Source organism: Pseudomonas sp. MPR-R2A5 (assembly GCF_058793055.1).
Map to the genome: position 1 here is coordinate 19654 of NZ_JBXAFK010000062.1, position 19127 is coordinate 38780.

The 19127-nt window shown below is 60.8% G+C and carries 19 protein-coding genes; 8 read left to right on the plus strand and 11 right to left on the minus strand.

Features of this window, described 5'->3' with window-relative positions:
• Nucleotides 1-3: 3 nt before the first annotated feature.
• On the minus strand, nucleotides 4-384 hold the full coding sequence (locus tag AC1Q6I_RS30750) for a hypothetical protein (protein ID WP_024073192.1): 381 nt from the start codon (nucleotides 382-384) through the stop codon (nucleotides 4-6).
• Nucleotides 385-531: 147 nt separating this feature from the next.
• Between AC1Q6I_RS30750 and AC1Q6I_RS30755 the strand changes: the two genes are divergently transcribed.
• Entirely contained in the window at nucleotides 532-729 is a 198-nt protein-coding gene (locus AC1Q6I_RS30755) for a heavy-metal-associated domain-containing protein (RefSeq protein WP_069075180.1), read from the plus strand.
• Between the two features lie 86 nt (nucleotides 730-815).
• Nucleotides 816-2009: a multidrug effflux MFS transporter gene (locus AC1Q6I_RS30760; protein WP_024073194.1), complete on the plus strand. Its 1194-nt coding sequence runs from the start codon at nucleotides 816-818 to the stop codon at nucleotides 2007-2009.
• An 8-nt stretch (nucleotides 2010-2017) separates the two neighbouring features.
• Here the strand turns inward: AC1Q6I_RS30760 and AC1Q6I_RS30765 are convergent, their stop codons facing one another.
• The 3 genes from AC1Q6I_RS30765 to AC1Q6I_RS30775 form a co-directional block, all read right to left on the minus strand.
• A complete protein-coding gene (locus AC1Q6I_RS30765) occupies nucleotides 2018-2200 on the minus strand; it encodes a hypothetical protein (protein WP_024073195.1) in 183 nt (60 codons plus the stop codon).
• Between the two features lie 145 nt (nucleotides 2201-2345).
• Nucleotides 2346-3359 (minus strand): zinc-binding alcohol dehydrogenase family protein, encoded by a 1014-nt coding sequence (locus tag AC1Q6I_RS30770; RefSeq protein ID WP_069075179.1) that lies wholly within the window; start codon nucleotides 3357-3359, stop codon nucleotides 2346-2348.
• A gap of 141 nt (nucleotides 3360-3500) precedes the next feature.
• Nucleotides 3501-3794 carry a putative quinol monooxygenase gene (locus AC1Q6I_RS30775; protein ID WP_024073197.1) on the minus strand — a complete coding sequence of 98 codons (294 nt, stop codon included), beginning with the start codon at nucleotides 3792-3794 and terminating at the stop codon, nucleotides 3501-3503.
• A 117-nt stretch (nucleotides 3795-3911) separates the two neighbouring features.
• Here AC1Q6I_RS30775 and vimR point away from each other — a divergent pair, with 117 nt between their 5' ends.
• From vimR to AC1Q6I_RS30790, 3 genes are all read left to right on the plus strand, one after another.
• Nucleotides 3912-4838 carry a transcription regulator VimR gene (vimR, locus tag AC1Q6I_RS30780; protein ID WP_102625491.1) on the plus strand — a complete coding sequence of 309 codons (927 nt, stop codon included), beginning with the start codon at nucleotides 3912-3914 and terminating at the stop codon, nucleotides 4836-4838.
• Nucleotides 4839-4975: 137 nt separating this feature from the next.
• Nucleotides 4976-5671, plus strand: a complete 696-nt coding sequence (locus AC1Q6I_RS30785) for an ArsR/SmtB family transcription factor (RefSeq protein ID WP_102625490.1) — start codon at nucleotides 4976-4978, stop codon at nucleotides 5669-5671.
• A 116-nt stretch (nucleotides 5672-5787) separates the two neighbouring features.
• A complete protein-coding gene (locus AC1Q6I_RS30790) occupies nucleotides 5788-7158 on the plus strand; it encodes an MFS transporter (protein WP_024073200.1) in 1371 nt (456 codons plus the stop codon).
• A gap of 75 nt (nucleotides 7159-7233) precedes the next feature.
• Here the strand turns inward: AC1Q6I_RS30790 and AC1Q6I_RS30795 are convergent, their stop codons facing one another.
• Nucleotides 7234-8187: an adenosine deaminase gene (locus tag AC1Q6I_RS30795; RefSeq protein WP_024073201.1), complete on the minus strand. Its 954-nt coding sequence runs from the start codon at nucleotides 8185-8187 to the stop codon at nucleotides 7234-7236.
• A gap of 193 nt (nucleotides 8188-8380) precedes the next feature.
• On the opposite strand from AC1Q6I_RS30795, the gene AC1Q6I_RS30800 reads away from it, so the two are divergent.
• Nucleotides 8381-9469: a calcium:cation antiporter gene (locus AC1Q6I_RS30800; RefSeq protein ID WP_024073202.1), complete on the plus strand. Its 1089-nt coding sequence runs from the start codon at nucleotides 8381-8383 to the stop codon at nucleotides 9467-9469.
• A 124-nt stretch (nucleotides 9470-9593) separates the two neighbouring features.
• Here the strand turns inward: AC1Q6I_RS30800 and AC1Q6I_RS30805 are convergent, their stop codons facing one another.
• From AC1Q6I_RS30805 to AC1Q6I_RS30830, 6 genes are all read right to left on the minus strand, one after another.
• Entirely contained in the window at nucleotides 9594-10952 is a 1359-nt protein-coding gene (locus AC1Q6I_RS30805) for an 8-oxoguanine deaminase (RefSeq protein WP_102625489.1), read from the minus strand.
• Between the two features lie 184 nt (nucleotides 10953-11136).
• Nucleotides 11137-11823 (minus strand): SDR family oxidoreductase, encoded by a 687-nt coding sequence (locus tag AC1Q6I_RS30810; protein ID WP_024073204.1) that lies wholly within the window; start codon nucleotides 11821-11823, stop codon nucleotides 11137-11139.
• 388 nt (nucleotides 11824-12211) lie between these two features.
• A complete protein-coding gene (locus AC1Q6I_RS30815) occupies nucleotides 12212-12793 on the minus strand; it encodes an IMPACT family protein (protein ID WP_024073205.1) in 582 nt (193 codons plus the stop codon).
• A 12-nt stretch (nucleotides 12794-12805) separates the two neighbouring features.
• On the minus strand, nucleotides 12806-13465 hold the full coding sequence (locus AC1Q6I_RS30820; RefSeq protein WP_024073206.1) for a TetR/AcrR family transcriptional regulator: 660 nt from the start codon (nucleotides 13463-13465) through the stop codon (nucleotides 12806-12808).
• A gap of 87 nt (nucleotides 13466-13552) precedes the next feature.
• Complete coding sequence (locus AC1Q6I_RS30825) at nucleotides 13553-14947, minus strand: uracil-xanthine permease family protein (RefSeq protein WP_024073207.1); 1395 nt, start codon at nucleotides 14945-14947, stop codon at nucleotides 13553-13555.
• 88 nt (nucleotides 14948-15035) lie between these two features.
• Complete coding sequence (locus tag AC1Q6I_RS30830; protein ID WP_024073208.1) at nucleotides 15036-15956, minus strand: LysR family transcriptional regulator; 921 nt, start codon at nucleotides 15954-15956, stop codon at nucleotides 15036-15038.
• Nucleotides 15957-16082: 126 nt separating this feature from the next.
• Between AC1Q6I_RS30830 and aptA the strand changes: the two genes are divergently transcribed.
• Entirely contained in the window at nucleotides 16083-17432 is a 1350-nt protein-coding gene (gene aptA / locus AC1Q6I_RS30835) for an omega-aminotransferase AptA (protein ID WP_003188272.1), read from the plus strand.
• A gap of 39 nt (nucleotides 17433-17471) precedes the next feature.
• Entirely contained in the window at nucleotides 17472-18965 is a 1494-nt protein-coding gene (locus AC1Q6I_RS30840; protein WP_069075173.1) for a CoA-acylating methylmalonate-semialdehyde dehydrogenase, read from the plus strand.
• Nucleotides 18966-19127: the final 162 nt, after the last annotated feature.

Genomic DNA, 19127 nt, shown 5'->3' on the forward strand with positions numbered 1-19127 from the left:
CCTTTAATACTCCAATGCCGCGGGCTTGAGGTACATGCCTTCGGGGCCTTGGGCGATGCGCAGCTTGCGCACGTCACCGGCCTTCAGCGTGATGTTCTGCGCGGGTGGCGCCAGCAGGCCAGGCAGGCAACCGGGCGATTGGCCCGGCAGCAACTTCAGGCGCAACGACACATTGCCGGCGGGCAGGTTGAATGAGGTGGACTGTTCCTGAAACAAGCGCCCGGCCAACTGGTCCTGGATGTACAGGCCGATCTCGCAGTTGGTCGGTACTTCCAGGCGTTCGCGGGAAATGATCAGCACTGCATAGTCTTCGGCGGCACTGGCCATGGGCGCAGCGGCAGACAGGCTCATCAGGCCGGCAAGGGCAAAAAACGACCAGCGCATGGCGAATGCTCCGTGGTTCACATCAAAGATAAGTGAAGCTTGGCCGAGGCCGCGCCCGAATACCAGCCCGGCTGATATTTTCAAAACTTGACCTTGCTATCGTGGCAAGGTTGAGACTGGGTCCAACCTCATTCAAGGAGTCATGTCATGCAAATATTCAACGTTCAAGGAATGACCTGCGGCCATTGCGTTCGGGCGGTGACCCAGGCGGTGCAGGGTCAAGACCCGGCGGCCAGTGTGAAGGTCGATCTGGCGGCCAAGAAGGTTGAGGTTGAAAGCCGCCTGCCTGCCGAGCAGATCATCAGCCTGATCGGCGAAGAGGGTTACACGGCCACGCTCGCCTGATTTTCTGATAGTTAGCGAGCTAACGTAATGTTCAAGGCACTCAAGCGCGGCTAGACTGTCGGGCTGCCGACTCACTTGGGTGCCCGATGAACCTGCGAATAATCCTGATTTTGGGTGCCTTGAGCGCCTTTGCGCCGCTGGCGATCGACTTCTACCTGCCCGGTTTTCCGGCGATGGCCACGGCTTTCGCCACCGATGAAAAACATATCCAGCTGACCCTGGCGGTGTATTTCGGGGGGCTGGCGATCGGTCAATTGATCTATGGTCCGCTGGCGGACCGCTTTGGCCGACGTGTGCCGCTGCTCAGCGGCGTGACCCTGTTCACCCTGGCATCCTTTGCCTGTGCCTATGCACCCTCCCTCGAATGGCTGATCGGCGCACGTTTCGTGCAGGCCCTCGGCGGATGTGCGGGCATGGTGATTTCGCGAGCGGTGGTCAGCGATAAATGTGATGCCGTGGGCTCGGCCAAGGTGTATTCGCAATTGATGCTGGTGACCGGCCTGGCGCCGATTCTCGCGCCGTTGGCGGGTGGGGTGATGGTGGGGGTGTGGGGTTGGCAGTCGATTTTCCTGGCCCTGTCGGTGTTCAGCGTGATGGCGGCCATCGCTGTGGCGTTCGGGTTGCCGGAAACCTTCCCGGCCCATCAGCCGCGCCAGCCTTTGTCCGGGTCGCTGCGCCGTTATGGCGCGCTGCTGTCAGACCCGGTTTACCTGGGCTACGCGTTGACCGGGGGTATTTCTATTGCCGGCATGTTTGCCTATATCGCCGGATCGCCGTTCGTATTCATCAAACTCTATGGCGTGCCTGCCGAGCATTACGGCTGGTTGTTCGGCTCCAACGCCGCGGGCTTCATCCTGGTTGCCCAGGTTAACGCGCGCTTGCTGGCCAAGCGCGGCCCGGCGTTTTTGTTGTCGCGCACGGTGTGGGTCTATGTCCTGGCCGCGTTGACCTTGCTCGGTATTGCAGCGTTACGCACGCAGGCCTTGTGGCCATTGCTGGTGCCGCTGTTTATCTGCATCGCCAGCCTGGGCTGTATTTTGCCCAACACCTCGGCGTGTGCGATGAGCGGGCAGGGCGCTCGGGCCGGGAGCGCTTCGGCGTTGCTCGGCTGCATTCAGTTCGGTGTGGCAGCGGGTGCCGCTTCGTTGGTGGGCGTGCTGCATGACGGCACGGCGATGCCGATGGCCATGGTCATCAGCTTGTGCGGTGTATTGGCGGTGACGATTGCGATGTCGACCCAGCGCCTGCAACGGGCCAGGGCCGTGCAGGCGCAGGACTGAGGTACGGATCAGCCAGCGGCGGAGCGTTGCTGGCCGAGCGGAAAGCGATGGGGGGCCTGGATGCGGGCTTGCAGGGTGTCGGCAAAGGCGCGGGCCTCGGCTTCACTGCGGAAGGTGAAAGCGTCGCCGTCGAGACGGACCTGCCATTTATTGCCCGGGGATTTTGCTAACGCTTTTATCAGGATCTTCATTGCTGACTTCCTCATGTAAAAGAATCGTGGCAAAGGCGGCCAATATAAACCCGAACACGTTCACAAATATGACAAAAGTCAACTCTCTGACTAGCGGTGTCGTCCGTTCTTCGCAGGAAGAACGGGCGACACCGACAGACCGGTCTTAAAACCCTTCCAGCACGATCTTGCCCTTGGCCTTGCCGCTTTCCAGCAGCGCATGGGCGCGGCGCAGGTTCTCGGCATTGATCACACCGAAGTGCTCGCCCACCGTGGTTTTCAGGGTGCCGTCATCGATCAGCGCGGCCACGCGGTTGAGCAGGTTGTGCTGCTCGATCATGTCCGGCGTCTCGAACATCGAGCGGGTGTACATGAATTCCCAGTGCAGCGACAGGCTCTTGCGCTTGAGCTTGCTCACGTCCAGCGCCTTGGGGTCGTCGATCAGTGCCAGCTTGCCCTGGGGCTGCAAGGCTTCCACCAGTTGATCCAGGTGATGGTCGGTCTGGGTCAGGCTGGCGACGTGGGTGACTTGCGGGTGGCCGGCTGCTTTCAGCGCTTCGCTCAGGGGTTGGCTATGGTCGATCACCAGGTCGGCGCCGAGGGCCTTGGTCCACGCTTGGGTTTGCGGGCGTGACGCGGTGCCGATGACTTTCAATGCGGTGAGCTGGCTGGCCAACTGAGTCAGGATCGAACCTACGCCACCGGCCGCGCCGACGATCAGCAGGCTCTGGCCTTCGTCTTCTTTACCTTCACGCACTTGCAGGCGTTCGAACAACAGTTCCCAGGCGGTGATGGCGGTCAGCGGCAGCGCAGCAGCCTCGGCATAACCCAGGCTCTTGGGCATATGGCCGACGATGCGCTCGTCCACGGTGTGCAGCTCGCTGTTGCCGCCCGGGCGAACCAGGGAGCCGGCGTAGAACACCTTGTCGCCGGCCTTGAACAGCGTCACGTCGCTGCCGACCGCCTTGACCACCCCGGCCACGTCCCAACCGAGCACTTTGGCGGCGCCGTTTTCCGGGGCGACGTTCTGGCGCACCTTGGTGTCCACCGGGTTGACCGAGATGGCTTTGACCTCCACCAGCAGCTCGCGCGGGCCGGCGATGGGCGCCGGCAGCTCGATGTCTTGCAGGGACTTGGGGTCGTTGATTGGCAGTGAGGCGTAGTAGGCAATGGCTTTCATGGGGGCTCCAGAAGTTGGGGGTTGACTGTAGGAGTGCGCCTGCTCGCGGAAAACGCATAGGCGCCATGCTGAACCAGAAGCGCTGCGTCATCGTTTACGATTTTCGCGAGCAAGCTCGCTCCTACAAAAAAAGCAGAGTGATCAGGCGAGAAATTTCAGGCGCTTGAGTTCGAAGTGCTCGAGCACATCAGCGGCCTTGGCGCGGAAGCTCTGGATATGGGCGCTTTGGTCGTGGGCGGCGAGCGCTGCATCGTTGCTCCAGCGTTCGAGCATGTAGAAGGTCTCGGGGTGTTGCAGGTCCTGATGCAGGTCGTACTGCTCGCACCCGGCTTCCAGGCGGGTCGGTGCCAACAGGCCACGCAGCAGGGGTTCCAGGGTGTCTTGTTGGCCGGGTTTGGCGATCAGCGTGGCGATGACGTTAAAGGCAGCGGACATATTCGACTCCTGACACGGGATGAATGAGATGCACCGATCATTGGCTATTTCAGGCGAAGATAAAAGCGGCTAAAACAGCAGTCTGTTTCAATAATATTTTGATAATGGATGGGTTGAATGCTGCGTTTCGATGATTTGCAGTTGTTTGTTCGGGCGGCGGACTTGGGCAGTTTGTCGGCGGCGGCGCGGGTCATGGACCTGTCGCCCGCGGTGGCCAGTGCCGCCTTGAAGCGAATTGAACAACAACTGGGCGCGCGGTTGCTGGCGCGCTCCACCCGCAGCCTGCGCCTGACCGCCGAAGGGGAAGGCTTCCTGGAATATGCACGTGCGGCGCTGGGGGCGTTGGATGAAGGGCGCCGCTTGCTCGCCAGCGGCCAGGACCATGTCAGCGGAGTGTTGCAGCTGTCAGCCCCGTCGGATTTTGGTCGCAACCAGCTGTTGCCGTGGCTCGACGAGTTCCAGCGTGAGTACCCGCAGTTGACGGTGCGCCTGTTGCTGGGCGATCGGATCGCCGACCTGTTCCGTCAACCGGTGGACATCGCCCTGCGCTACGGCGAGCCGGAGGACTCCAGCCTGATCGCGTTGCCTGTCGCACCGGACAATCTGCGTGTGCTGTGTGCGGCGCCCAGCTACCTCGCGCGGATGGGGGCGCCGCGTCACCTGGAGCAACTGGCCCAGCACAATTGCCTGTTGTACATGCTCGGCAGTCGCGTCCATGACCATTGGAGTTTCCACGACGGCAAACGCGAAGTCAGCCTGACGGTCAGCGGTGACCGCTTCAGTGATGACGCTGATGTGGTGCGACGTTGGGCGGTGGCGGGTGTAGGCATTGCCTACAAGTCCTGGCTGGATGTGAGCACCGATGTACTGGCTGGGCGCTTGCGCGTGATCCTGCCGGAGCTGCGCGGCGAACGTACGCCGCTCAATCTGCTGTGCGCGCACCGCGCGCAGTTGAGCAAGCCCATCAACCTGCTGCGGGAAATGCTCGTGTCCCGCTGTGCGAAATTGACAGCACAAAGGTTGGAGCTATTGACCTCTGGGTAATTGCCTCCAGCAAAGCAGGAAACTTCACTCAGGTCCTGTCCTGTTCTGAGCTGTCGGACGCCGCGGAACCGGCTGTTTGCGCACCTATACTTTGGCGCCAACCGCAGCAGACATATGATTTAACAGGGAGTGAAACGATGGAACAGGCACCTTGCATCAGTCAGATCGCCAGCTTGCTCGCCGAGCCCAAACGCACCGCAGTGCTCTGGGCGTTGATGGACGGATCGACCAAGTCTGCGGATGAGTTGGCGACACTCGCCGGGCTGTCACCGGCGTCGGCCAATGCGCACCTGGCGCGCCTGGCCGGCAGCGGCTTGCTGCGGGTCGAGGCGCGTCGCGGCAAACGGCTGTTTCGCGTGGCCGCCGCCGATGTCACCACCGCCATCGATGCCCTGGCCAGTACCACCATGGCCAGTGCGGTGCGTACTACGCCGAACGCATTACCGGTGGCACTGGTGGCGCCACCGTTGTTGCGCCGCGCACGGTTGTGCCATGGCCACCTGGGCGGTGAACTGGCGGCGGCGTTGTATCAACGGATGCTGGCGGCAGGGTGGATCGAGCGTCACGAGCAGCGTATCGAGGTGACCGTTAAAGGCGCGCAGCACCTGGCGGGCCTGGGCATTTTCACCCAGGCCCTGGCGTCTCCGCTGGTCTGCGACTGTTTCGACTGGAGCCAGCAGCAACCCCACCTTGGGGGCGCGTTGGGGGCGGGGCTGTTGCAACTGTTCATGCAGTCGAACTGGATCAACGCGCTCAATGATTCCCTGACGTTGCTGGTGAGCGATACCGGCTTGGTGGAAATCACCCGTTTGGCTGCCTCCCACGGGCACTAGTTTCGGTTTGCGCGGTAGCAGGGTCGTTCAGAGTTTCGGTCAGGTCGCATCCAGCAATAATCGGGAAAAACGATGCCGCACACTCGCTGAGGGGATTTCCACACAGGGGGTGCGGCATGGGTAAGCAAGGCTATAGCGCGGCAGAGCGATTGGAACGGTTGCCCATCAGTGGCTACCACCGAGTCATCTTTATCATCATCGCCCTGGCGTTTTTCTTCGACTCCATGGACCTGGCGATGATGACTTTCCTTCTAGGCTCGATCAAAGCCGAGTTCGGCCTGAGCACGGCACAGGCCGGCCTGCTCGCCAGTTCGAGTTTCTTCGGCATGGTGGTGGGCGCTTCGTTGTCCGGGATGCTTGCGGATCGTTTCGGGCGCAAGCCGGTATTCCAGTGGAGCATCGTGTTGTGGGGCATTGCCAGCTACCTGTGTTCCACCGCGCAGACGGTGGAGACGCTGACGTTGTTTCGCATCCTGCTGGGCATAGGCATGGGCATGGAGTTTCCCATCGCGCAGTCGATGCTCTCGGAGCTGATTCCGGCCAAACGGCGCGGGCGCTATATCGCCTTGATGGATGGGTTCTGGCCGTTGGGCTTTGTGGCGGCGGGCGTGCTGAGTTATTTCTTGTTGCCGGTGATTGGCTGGCGCGACATCTTCCTGGTGCTGGCCGTGCCGGCGGTCTTCGTGTTGGCGATCCGGTTTTTTATCCCGGAGTCACCGCGCTGGCTGGAGCAGGCCGGGCGAACTGAGGCGGCAGACAAGGTGCTGTTGGGCATCGAGCAAAAGGTGCGTGACTCCCTGGGCCGTGCTGACTTGCCGCAGCCCATCCGCCTGCCACGGGTGGAGAGCGCGCCGGGGAATTTTTTCTCGGCGTTTCAGCAATTGTGGTCGGCGCAGTACCGCCAGCGCACGATGATGATCTGGAGCGTGTGGTTCTTTGCCTTGCTCGGCTTCTACGGGTTGACCTCGTGGTTGAGTGCGCTGTTGCAGCAGTCGGGTTTTGCCGTGACCCAGTCGGTGTACTACACCGTGATCATTTCCCTGGGCGGGATCCCCGGCTTCTTGATGGCGGCTTGGCTGGTGGAGCGTTGGGGGCGCAAGCCGGTGTGCGTCGTGACGTTGCTGGGCGGCGGGGTGATGGCGTTCCTGTATGGGCAGAGCGCAGTGTTTGGCGGCAACGTTGGCCTGCTGATTACGTCAGGACTGTTGATGCAGTTCTTCCTGTTTGGCATGTGGGCGGTGTTGTACACCTACACGCCGGAACTGTATCCCACCTCGGCGCGCGCGACGGGCTCCGGGTTTGCATCGGCAATTGGCCGGGTCGGGTCGTTGCTGGGGCCGTTGGTGACGGGGTTGGTATTCCCGATCACCGGCCAGGGCGGGGTGTTTGCCTTGGGGGCGCTGTGTTTTGCGGTGGCCGCGCTGGTGGTATGGGTGTTCGGGATGGAAACGAAGGGCAAGACGCTTGAGGAACTCGCCGAAATCTAAAGCGCAACACGCAACCACTGTGGGAGGAGCGGTGCCCCTCCCACATCCAGCCTGCATTCATCCAGTGAGTGCGGGTTACGGTTTGACCAGCCGCGCATCCAGGCTGTTTTGCGCCAGGCGTTTGGCCTGGTCCTGGGTCATGCCCAGGGAGGTGTACAGCGCGTGGAAGTTCTCGGTGACATAGCCGCCGAAGTACGCCGGGTCGTCCGAGTTCACCGTCACCTTCACGCCACGTTCGAGCATCTCGAGGATGTTGTGCTGGGCCATGTCGTCGAACACGCAGAGCTTGGTGTTGGACAGCGGGCATACGGTCAGCGGGATCTGCTCGTCGATGATGCGCTGCATCAGGCGTTCGTCTTCGATGGCGCGCACGCCATGGTCGATGCGCTGGATTTTCAGCAAGTCGATGGCTTCCCAGATGTACTCCGGCGGGCCTTCTTCGCCGGCGTGGGCCACCGTGAGGAAGCCTTCGTGGCGAGCGCGGTCGAACACGCGCTGGAACTTGCTCGGCGGGTGGCCCATTTCCGAACTGTCCAGGCCGACGGCCACGAACGCATCGCGGAACGGCAGGGCCTGGTCGAGGGTTTTCTCGGCTTCGGCTTCGCTCAAGTGGCGCAGGAAGCTGAGGATCAAACCACTGGTGATGCCCAATTGTTGCTCGCCATCTTTAAGCGCCGCGGCGATGCCGTTGAGCACCACTTCGAACGGCACACCACGGTCGGTGTGGGTCTGCGGGTCGAAGAAAGGTTCGGTGTGAATCACGTTCTGCGCCTTGCAACGCAGCAGGTAGGCCCAGGTCAGGTCGTAGAAATCCTGGGACGTGCGCAACACGTCGGCGCCCTTGTAATACAGGTCGAGAAACTCTTGCAGATTGTTGAAGGCATAGGCCTTGCGCAGGGTTTCGACGTCGTTCCACGGCAGCGCAATCTTGTTGCGTTCGGCCAGGGCGAACAGCAACTCCGGCTCCAGCGAGCCTTCCAGGTGCAGGTGCAATTCAGCCTTGGGCAGGGCGTTGAGCCAATCGTACATTTCTAAAATCTCATCAGGTGCAATGGCGGCATTCTACAGGCCATGGCTGAAATAATCGGCAAAACCTGACCAGCAGGAGAGTATTGGTTTGATTCACGCAAGGGCGACGTGAACTAAGGTGTAACGAAACGTTAGCGGCTTGGCGCAGTCTGTACCCCATCAATGACTGATCTGCCGCACTAAAAGGCCCGGAATGCTCACATCCCTCAAGCAAGAAAAATTCATGCTGCTGGCGCTGATTGCCGCCATCGCCGCCTATCCGCTGGAGCACTGGATGCTCCACAGCGGGCAAATGGTCGCGCTGCTGGCCGGCCTGGTGCTGATCGGCTTTATCGTGGTCGCCTCCATGCGTGTTGCCCACCATGCCGAGCAACTGGCGGAAAAGGTGGGCGACCCCTACGGCACCATGATCCTGACCCTGGCCGCCGTGCTGGTGGAAGTGGTGATCCTGGCGATCATGATGAGTAACGAACCGTCTCCCACGCTGGTGCGCGACACCATCTATTCGGCGGTGATGCTCGACATCAACGGCATCCTCGGCCTGGCCGCGCTGATGGGCGGGATCAAGCACGGCGAACAGTCCTACAACGATGATTCGGCGCGGACCTACAGCGTGATGATCCTCACTGCCATGGGCGTGTCGATGGTGGTGCCGGAGTTTATCCCTGAGGCGGACTGGAAAATTTACTCTGCATTCACCATCGGCGCGATGGTGGTGCTGTACACCTTGTTCCTGCGCATGCAGGTGGGCCCGCACAGTTACTTCTTCAGCTACAGCTACCCGGAAAAGCGTCGCAAGCAATTGCCGGAGGAAGAGGCGCCGCCGGTGAACCTGGCGTTCTCCATCGGCACCCTGGTGTTTGGCGTGATTGTGATCGGTGCGCTGGCCGAGGTGATGTCCAAGACGCTCGACCTCGGCCTGGAAGGCACCGGTGCTCCGCCGGTCGTCACGGCGATCGTGGTCGCCGCTATCTCGGCGGCACCGGAAATTCTGACGGCGTTGCGGGCCGCGTTGGCCAACCGCATGCAGTCGGTGGTGAATATTGCGCTGGGGGCATCGTTGTCGACGGTGATCCTCACGGTGCCCGTGATGGAGGCCATGGCGCTCTACACCGGGCAGCCGTTCCAGATGGCGATGACGCCGGTGCAAACGGTGATGGTGCTGATCACGCTGATCGTCAGCGCGATCAACCTCAACGATGGCGAAACCAACGCCATCGAAGGGATGACCCATTTTGTGTTGTTTGCGACGTTTATCATGTTGTCGATGTTGGGCTTGTAAGCACCGCGCAATCCAATGTGGGAGGGAGCTTGCTCCCGATAGCGGTGGATCAGCCAGTACATGTGCCGACTGAAACACCACCATCGGGAGCAAGCTCCCTCCCACATTCTGACCCGTGTTTGACTTAGGTTCCGGCGATTAGCTGCCGCGCCGCCTGGCTGTGATCGGCGATCAAGCCTTTCAGGTCCAGGCCTTCGACCTGTCCGTCGATCACCCGCCATTTGCCGGCGATCATTACCCGGTCCGCGCGGTCGGCGCCGCACAACAGCAGCGCTGAAATCGGATCGTGGCTGCCGGAGAAGCGCAGCTCATCCAGTTTGAACAGCGCGAGGTCGGCCTGTTTGCCCACGGCCAATTCACCGATGTCCGTACGGCCCAGCAGGTGTGCCGACCCTTTGGTCGCCCAGCCCAGCACGCCCTCGGGTGTGATTTTTTGCGCGCCGTATCGCAGGCGCTGGATGTACAGCGCCTGGCGAGTTTCGAGGATCATGTTCGAGGCATCGTTGGAGGCCGAGCCGTCCACGCCCAGGCCGATGGGCACGCCGACCGCGAGCAGGTCGAGGGTCGGGCAAATACCGGAAGCCAGGCGCATGTTCGAACTTGGGCAGTGGCAGACCCCGGTGCCGGCGGCACCCAGGCGCGCGATTTCGTCCGGGTTGAAATGAATGCCATGTGCCAGCCACGTGCGCGGCCCGAGCCAGCCGACGCTGTCGAGGTAATCCACGGTGCGCAGGCCGAAGCGCTGCAGGCAGAAATCTTCCTCGTCGAGGGTTTCCGCCAGGTGAGTGTGCAGGCGTACATCGAGGTTATCGGCCAGTTCGGCGCTGGCGCGCATGATCTCCGGGGTGACGGAAAACGGTGAGCAGGGCGCGAGGGCGATCTGGATCTGCGCGCCCTCGCCGCGTTCGTGGTACTGGCGGATCAGGCGCTGGCTGTCGTCCAGGATGACAGAGCCTTCTTGCACCGTCTGCTGCGGCGGCAGGCCACCGTCGGCTTCGCCCAGGCTCATGGAACCGCGGGTGAGCATGGCGCGCATACCCAGTTCGCGCACCGTTTCGACTTGCACGTCGATGGCATTTTCCAGGCCGTCGGGGAACAGGTAGTGGTGGTCAGCCGCCGTGGTGCAGCCTGAAAGCAGTAACTCCGCCAGCGCAACTTTGGACGCGAGGGCGAGCTTTTCCGGGGTCAGTCGCGCCCATACCGGATACAAGGTCTTCAGCCATGGAAACAGCGGCTGGTTGACCACCGGCGCCCAGGCACGGGTCAGGGTTTGATAGAAGTGATGATGGGTGTTGATCAACCCTGGAAGAACCACATGCTCGCGGGCATCGAATACTTGTGCACAGGGCTGCGCAGGTGCTTGTCCTATGCCCAGCACTTCGGTGATCACACCGTCTTGCAGCACCAGGCCGCCACGGGCATCGAGGCCATTGGCAGTGAAAATCGCGCGGGGGTTTTTTAACCAGGTACGGGTCGCAGGCATTGGCCGGCTCCTCTGAATGATGGGTTCAGGTTTGCCAGCTCAGTGTTGCCCTGTCTGCTGATCCAGGGTCGCCGGGGAGGGCGAGGTGGGTAGATTACGTGTAGTTCTGGATCTGGTCTAGCTGTAGGAAAGCGCGGCTTTCGAGTTCATCGCGAGCCAGCGCGCTCCCACCGTTAATCGCGGCTTACCAAGGAATGGTGTGGCCCCGGTAGTCCACAAAGTGATGGCCGCCTTTGCCGGTGTAGGCATTCACCTGATCGACCAGGCCACGTACGCTGGTGGCGACATCGATGTGCGCGTTTTCGCCGCCCATGTCGGTTTTTACCCAGCCTGGGTGCAGGGACAGCACGGTCAATTTCTGATCGCCGAGTTGGGTGATAAAGCTGTTGGTCATCGAGTTGAGTGCGGCCTTGCTGGCTTTGTACAACGCCAGGTCTGAACCATCGGGAATGGTGACGCTGCCCAGCACCGAACTCATGAAGGCCAGCACGCCACTGTCCTTGCGGATTTGCCCGACAAAGCGCTGGGCCAGGTTGATCGGCGCCACGGCGTTGGTGAAAAACAGCTGGCCGACTTCCGCCAGGGTGGCGTGGCCGGGCTCCTGGTTGGCGGGGCCCTTGACGCCGGCGTTGACGAACAGCAGGTCGAAGGTGCGGTCCTTGAGGCGCTGGCTCAGGGCAATCACGGCTTGCTGATCGTCCATGTCGAGTTTCTCGATCTGAACCGGGCCAACGGCTTTCAGTGCATCGGCCTTGTTCGGGTCACGCACGGTGGCGGTCACGTCCCAGCCGTCTTGGAGCAGTTGCTGGACCAGGCCAAGACCCAGCCCGCGAGAGGCGCCGATGATCAGTGCGGTTTTTGGCGTAGACATGAAGAGCTTCCTTTTCAGACGCGATTCAGGGAATTCAGCGCACCACCTTACCGCAGGCGTCGAAAAAAAGGAGCGGGCCTTGCTGATCAAAAAACGTACAGTTTGCGCCGAGCATTGCACGGCGTGCGACCTGTGTACTCTTGCACGGGTTATCCACAGCTTGCTCCACAGTTATTGTGCGCAAGCCACGGCTGTGGATATAAACGCTGCGCTCCTTTGTTCCAAAGGCCATAAGCAGCCTAACTGACTGTTTTGGAGTGAGATTGGCTTGGGGACCGGCTAGCTTGAACAAAAACTGATCAATGCCCGCAAACCCTTGTGACAGAGGGGTTACAGACGAATGTGCTCAGCTTATCCACAGGCAGGTGCACAGTAGATGTGGGCAGTTTCAGCGTTGCAGCAGGATGCGCCCACGGCTTAAGTCGGCGAGCTGGATTTGCAGGGTCTCGATCTGCAGTTCGCCCAGGGCCAGTTGCAATTCCACGCCATTGGCGGTGAAGGTTTCCTCCACGACCAAGCCGCCGAGTTCGGCGACGCGCAGCTTGACCAGGTTCAGTTCGGAGAATCCGCAGGCGCAACTGAGCGGTACCCGGCTGATCAATTCAATACGTTCGGCCGTTTGCAGGCATTTATTCGCGCCGCCGCCGTAGGCACGGGCCAATCCACCAGTGCCCAACTGGATGCCGCCATACCAACGAATCACCAGCACCACGACCTGATCAAAACCTTGGGCTTCAATCGCGGCCAGGATCGGCCGGCCCGCCGTACCGCCGGGTTCGCCGTCGTCGTTGCTGCGGTACTGATCGGCCAGCTTCCAGGCCCAGCAGTTGTGTGTGGCGTTCAGGTCGCTGTGCTGCTCGATAAACCCTTGGGCTTCTTGTGGGCTGGTGATCGGTGCTGCGAGTGTGATGAAGCGGCTTTTGCGTATTTCTTCACGAAATTCGCAAAGGCCGGTAAGCGTGAAAGGCATAAGTTTCGTCGTCTAGAAGGCAGGCTTGATGCCACAGCCTTTGAGAATGATGTGGATCAGGTTGGTGCCGGCGTCTTCCATATCCTGCTTGGTCAGTTTGGTGCGACCGGTGACGCGGCAGATCTGGGTGGCGAAGTCGGCGTAGTGCTGGGTGCTGCCCCACAGCAGGAAGATCAGGTGCACGGGGTCGATGGGGTCCATCTTGCCGGCGTCGATCCAGGCCTGGAATACCGCGGCCCGGCCGCTGAACCAGGCGCGGTAGTCCTGGCTGAAATATTCGGTCAGGCATTCGCCGCCGCTGATGATCTCCATGGCGAAGATGCGTGAGGCCTGCGGCTGGCGCCGCGAGAATTCCATCTTGGTGCGGATGTAGCGCGTGAGTGCCACCGCAGGGTCGTCCTCGGCGGTCAGCGCGTTGAAGGTGCTGTCCCACAGTTCGAGGATATTGCTGAGCACCGCGATATACAGGCCCAGCTTGTTGGTGAAGTAGTAGTGCAAGTTGGCTTTCGGCAACCCGGCACTGGCAGCAATGGTGTTCATGCTGGTGCCCTTGTAGCCATGGCGCGCGAATTCATCTTCAGCCGCTTGAAGAATCGCTTGTTCGTTCTTTTGCCGAATACGGCTGGCGGGCTTCCCGGCGGGGTTGCTGTGGGCAGGAACTTCGAGGCTCATGGAGGTTTCCGTGCTGATCGATAGAGACGACGTGTGCACAGATAACCCACCCTCAAGCCTCAGACAAGTCCTGATGCAATAAAAGCGTCAAAGCGGTTCCAGAGTGTCGCTTTCTGGCCCGTGGTTTGCGGCAGCGGTGCCCGCCTTGGCTTCCGGCAGCAGCAGGCACAACACGATGGCCGTCAGCCCGCCGCTGGTGATGGCCGAGTCGAACAGGTTTTGCACCAGGGTTGGCATCAAGTGCAGCAGGTTGGGTTGGGCGGCAATGCCCAGGCCCACGCCAAAGGAGGTGGCGATGATCAGCATGCTGCGTCGGTCCAGCGGTGCCTGCGCGAGGATGCGCACGCCGGCCGCTGCCACGCTGCCAAACATCACCAGGGTTGCACCACCCAATACCGGCTTGGGGATCTGCTGCAGTACCGCGCCGATCAGTGGAAACAGGCCGAGGCAAAACAACACGACACCGATGTATAAGCCAACGTAACGGCTGGCGACGCCGGTGAGTTGGATCACGCCATTGTTCTGGGCGAAGGTCGTGTTGGGGAACGCACTGAACGTCGCGGCGATCATGCAACTGACGCCGTCCCCCAGCACGCCACCTTTGAGCCGGCCTATATAGGAAGGCCCGCTGATGGGCTGGCGGGCGATCATGCAATTGGCGGTGAGGTCGCCCACGGTTTCGATGCTGCTGATCAGATAAATCAGCGCGATCGGCAGGAAGGCGCTCCAGTCGAAGTTGAAACCGAAACGGAACGGCATCGGCACGCTGATCAAGGGCAGGTCGGGCAGGGCTTGGGGCACCAGCTTGCCGCTGAACCAGGCGGCTATGCTGCCAAGGGCCAGGCCGATGATGATCGCCGAGAGGCGCACCCATGGGGTATTCGAGCGGTTGAGCAGGATAATGGTCAATACCACGAACAGGCCCAGCGCCAGGTTGGTGGGCGCGCCGAAATCGGGGGCGTTGAAGCCGCCGCCCAGGTCGGTGATCCCAACCTTGATCAGGCTGATACCAATCAGGGTGATGACAATCCCGGTGACCAGCGGCGTGATCACTCGACGCAATTGACCGATAAATCGGCTCAGTACGATCTGGACGGCTGCGCCGAAAAAGCACACACCGAAGATCATCGCCATGATGTCTTCCGGGCTACCGCCGCGTTGCTTCACGAGGAACCCGGCCGACAACACCGCGCCCAGAAACGCAAAGCTGGTGCCTTGCAGGCAGATCATGCCGGCGCCGATGCCAAATGGCCTGCGTGCCTGGATGAATGTGCCGACACCGGACACCATCAGCGCCATGCTGATCAGGTAGGGCAGGTGGGCGGTGAGGCCCAGGGTGGAGCCGATGATCAGCGGCGGAGTGATGATGCCGACGAAGGCCGCCAGTACATGTTGCAGGGCGGCCAGTATCGCCGCTAAGGGTTTTGGGCGGTCATTGAGGCCGTAGATCAGGTCACTGGGGCTGGAAGATTCTGGTGGCATGGCGGGCAAACTCGAGGCGGACGGTTCTAGGTCCCAGTGCCCTTGCAAAAAGCTGTCCAGTTGCTCAGCTTTTTGTGTGGAGCCCGAATTACCGTGTTGCCGCCAGACTTTCCAGGAAGCTTTCCAGCACCAAATGGGGGCGACGGCCTTTGCGCGTGACCGAAGCCAGGCTCAAATCGTAAAAGCGTGTAGCCGATTTCAGCGCGCGCAGTCGGCCTTGTTGCACCCAGAGGCTGGCGTAGTGGTCGGGCAGGTAGCCGATATAGCGGCCGGTCAGGATCAGGAACGCCATGCCTTCGCGGTCCGAAGCGCTGGCAGTGCAGTTGAGTGCCTGGTAGTGGGCCTGGATCTCGGCGGGCAGGCGAAAGGTGGGGGCGATGGCGTCCTGGGTGTTGATACGTTCGTCGTCCAGTTGCTTGTCGTCGGCATAAAACAGGGGATGGCCAACCGCGCAGTAGAGCAGTGAGCGTTCGCTGTACAGCGGTTGGTATTCCAGGCCGGACAATGCACTGGCCTGGGGCACCACACCGACATGCAGGCGCCCGTCGAGTACGCCTTGTTCCACTTCATTGGGCGCGATCATGCGGATCTGGATTTGCACGTCCGGGCCGCGCTCCTTCAACTGCGCCAGGGCGTGAGTGATGCGCATGTGGGGCAGGGTGACCAGGTTGTCGGTGAGGCCAATGATCAACTCGCCGCGCAAATGCTGGTGCAGGCCGTTGACCTCGGTGCGAAAGCTTTCCAGGGCACTTAACAGTTGCAGGGCCGATTGGTAGACCTCGCGGCCTTCTTCGGTCAGGGAGAAACCGGCGCGCCCGCGTTGGCACAGCCTTAACCCGAGGCGTTGCTCCAGGTCGCTCATTTGCTGGCTGATGGCCGAGCGCCCGATGCCCAGCACGGTTTCCGCCGCCGAGAAGCCACCGCATTCCACCACGCTGCGGAAGATACGCAGCAGGCGAATATCGAAGTCACTGACTTGAGCCAGGGGATCGGGTCGGCGACTGCTCATAGTTTAGTGAATCCCTGACTGAAGGTTAGAAGAGTTGAATTTCACCGACTTTATCCCCGTGGCAATTTAGCTGCAACAACGCTTTTTCAATCCCGACGCTGCCTGTTGCCCTGCGAGGTTTTGCTGATGAACATGCCCGAAAACGCCCCATCGTCCCTGGCCAGCCAACTGAAGTTGGACGCGCACTGGATGCCCTACACCGCCAACCGTAACTTCCAGCGCGACCCGCGCCTGATCGTGGCCGCCGAAGGCAGCTGGTTGACCGATGACAAGGGGCGCAAGGTTTACGATTCGTTGTCGGGGCTGTGGACCTGCGGCGCCGGGCATACGCGCAAGGAGATCCAGGAAGCCGTCGCCAAGCAACTGGGTACCCTGGATTACTCGCCGGGCTTTCAATACGGTCATCCGCTGTCCTTCCAATTGGCGGAAAAGATCACCGACCTGACCCCAGGCAACCTGAACCACGTGTTCTTCACTGACTCCGGCTCCGAGTGCGCCGACACGGCGGTGAAAATGGTGCGTGCCTATTGGCGCCTGAAAGGCCAGGCGACCAAGACTAAGATGATTGGGCGTGCCCGTGGTTATCACGGTGTGAACATCGCCGGTACCAGCCTGGGCGGCGTCAACGGCAACCGTAAGCTGTTTGGCCAGGCGATGATGGATGTCGACCATCTGCCTCACACCTTGCTGGCCAGCAATGCCTTTTCCCGCGGCATGCCGGAGCAGGGCGGTATCGCCTTGGCCGATGAGCTGCTCAAGCTGATCGAATTGCATGACGCGTCGAACATCGCGGCAGTGTTTGTCGAGCCGATGGCCGGTTCCGCTGGCGTGCTGGTGCCGCCACAGGGTTATCTCAAGCGCCTGCGTGAAATCTGCGACCAGCACAACATCCTGTTGGTATTCGATGAAGTGATCACCGGTTTTGGCCGTACCGGCTCGATGTTCGGCGCGGACAGCTTCGGCGTGACCCCGGACTTGATGTGCATCGCCAAGCAAGTCACCAACGGCGCGATCCCGATGGGCGCAGTGATTGCCAGCAGCGAGATCTACCAGACCTTCATGAACCAGGCGACGCCGGAGTACGCAGTGGAGTTCCCCCACGGCTACACCTATTCGGCGCACCCGGTGGCCTGTGCCGCTGGCTTGGCGGCACTGGATCTACTGCAGAAGGAAAACCTGGTGCAGAGCGTGGCCGAAGTCGCGCCACACTTTGAGAATGCGCTGCACGGCTTGAAGGGCAGCAAGAACGTAATCGACATTCGTAACTACGGCCTGGCCGGTGCGATCCAGATTGCCCCGCGTGATGGTGATGCGATCGTGCGTCCCTTCGAGGCCGGCATGGCTTTGTGGAAAGCCGGCTTCTACGTGCGCTTTGGTGGGGACACCCTGCAGTTTGGGCCAACCTTCAACAGCAAACCGCAGGACCTGGATCGTCTGTTTGATGCGGTCGGCGAAGTGCTGAACAAGATCGACTGATTTCTCCTTCTATATAGAACAACTTTTCAGGAGCCCTGCATGAGCCTTATCCAGCATTTGATCAATGGCCAGTTGGTCAGCGAGACCGGTCGCACTGCCGATGTGTACAACCCGTCCACTGGCCAGGTGATTCACCAGGTGCCGTTGGCGAGTCGCGAGACTATTCAGAGCGCAATCGATTCGGCCAAGGCAGCGTTTCCGGCCTGGAGGAATACGCCAGCGGCCAAGCGTGCCCAGGTGATGTTTCGTTTCAAGCAATTGCTGGAGCAGAACGAAGCACGTATCTCGCAGTTGATCAGCGAAGAGCATGGCAAGACGCTGGAAGACGCCGCCGGTGAGTTGAAGCGTGGGATCGAGAACGTGGAGTACGCGTGCTCGGCGCCGGAGATTCTCAAGGGCGAGTACAGCCGCAATGTCGGGCCGAACATTGATGCCTGGTCGGATTTCCAGCCGTTGGGCGTGGTGGCAGGCATTACACCGTTCAACTTCCCGGCGATGGTGCCACTGTGGATGTATCCGCTGGCGATCGTTTGCGGCAACTGCTTCATCCTCAAGCCGTCGGAGCGTGATCCAAGCTCGACGTTGCTGATCGCGCAACTATTGCAGGAGGCTGGCCTGCCTAAAGGTGTGCTGAGCGTGGTGCACGGTGACAAGGGCGCGGTGGATGCGTTGATCGAGGCGCCGGAAGTCAAGGCGCTGAGCTTCGTCGGCTCGACACCTATTGCCGAGTACATCTATGCCGAAGCGACCAAACGTGGCAAACGCGTGCAGGCACTGGGCGGGGCGAAGAACCATGCGGTGCTGATGCCGGATGCGGACCTGGATAATGCGGTCAGTGCCTTGATGGGGGCGGCCTATGGTTCGTGCGGTGAACGTTGCATGGCGATCTCGGTGGCCGTGTGCGTGGGTGACCAGGTGGCGGATGCATTGATCGCCAAGCTGGTGCCGCAGGTCAAGGCGCTGAAGATCGGTGCGGGCACCTCCTGCGGGCTGGATATGGGGCCGCTGGTGACAGGGCAGGCGCGGGATAAGGTCAGTGGCTATATAGAAGACGGTGTGGCTGCGGGCGCTGAACTGGTAGTTGATGGTCGTGGCTTGAGTGTTGCCGGGCATGAAGAGGGGTTCTTCCTGGGCGGCAGTTTGTTCGATCGCGTGACGCCCGAGATGCGTATCTATAAAGAAGAGATCTTCGGGCCGGTGCTGTGCGTGGTTCGGGTGAATAGCCTGGAAGCTGCGATGCAGCTGATTAACGATCACGAGTACGGCAACGGTACCTGCATCTTCACCCGTGATGGGGAGGCGGCGCGTCTGTTCTGTGACGAGATTGAAGTGGGGATGGTCGGCGTGAACGTGCCACTGCCGGTGCCGGTGGCGTATCACAGCTTTGGTGGTTGGAAGCGTTCGCTGTTCGGTGACTTGCATGCTTATGGTCCGGATGGGGTGCGTTTCTACACACGTCGCAAGGCGATTACCCAGCGTTGGCCGCAACGGGCCAGTCATGAAGCGTCGCAGTTTGCGTTTCCTAGCTTGTAATAAGCGTTGAAAGCCGGCCCCTTGGGGCCGGCTTTCGTGTATTTGAGGCTTTTTTGATCGATATGACAGAAATATGAAAATAGGTGTTGACGGCAGATTCTGGAAGTCTATAATTCGCCCCACTTCCGGCGCAGTCGAAACGGAAAACTCCTTGGTAAACAA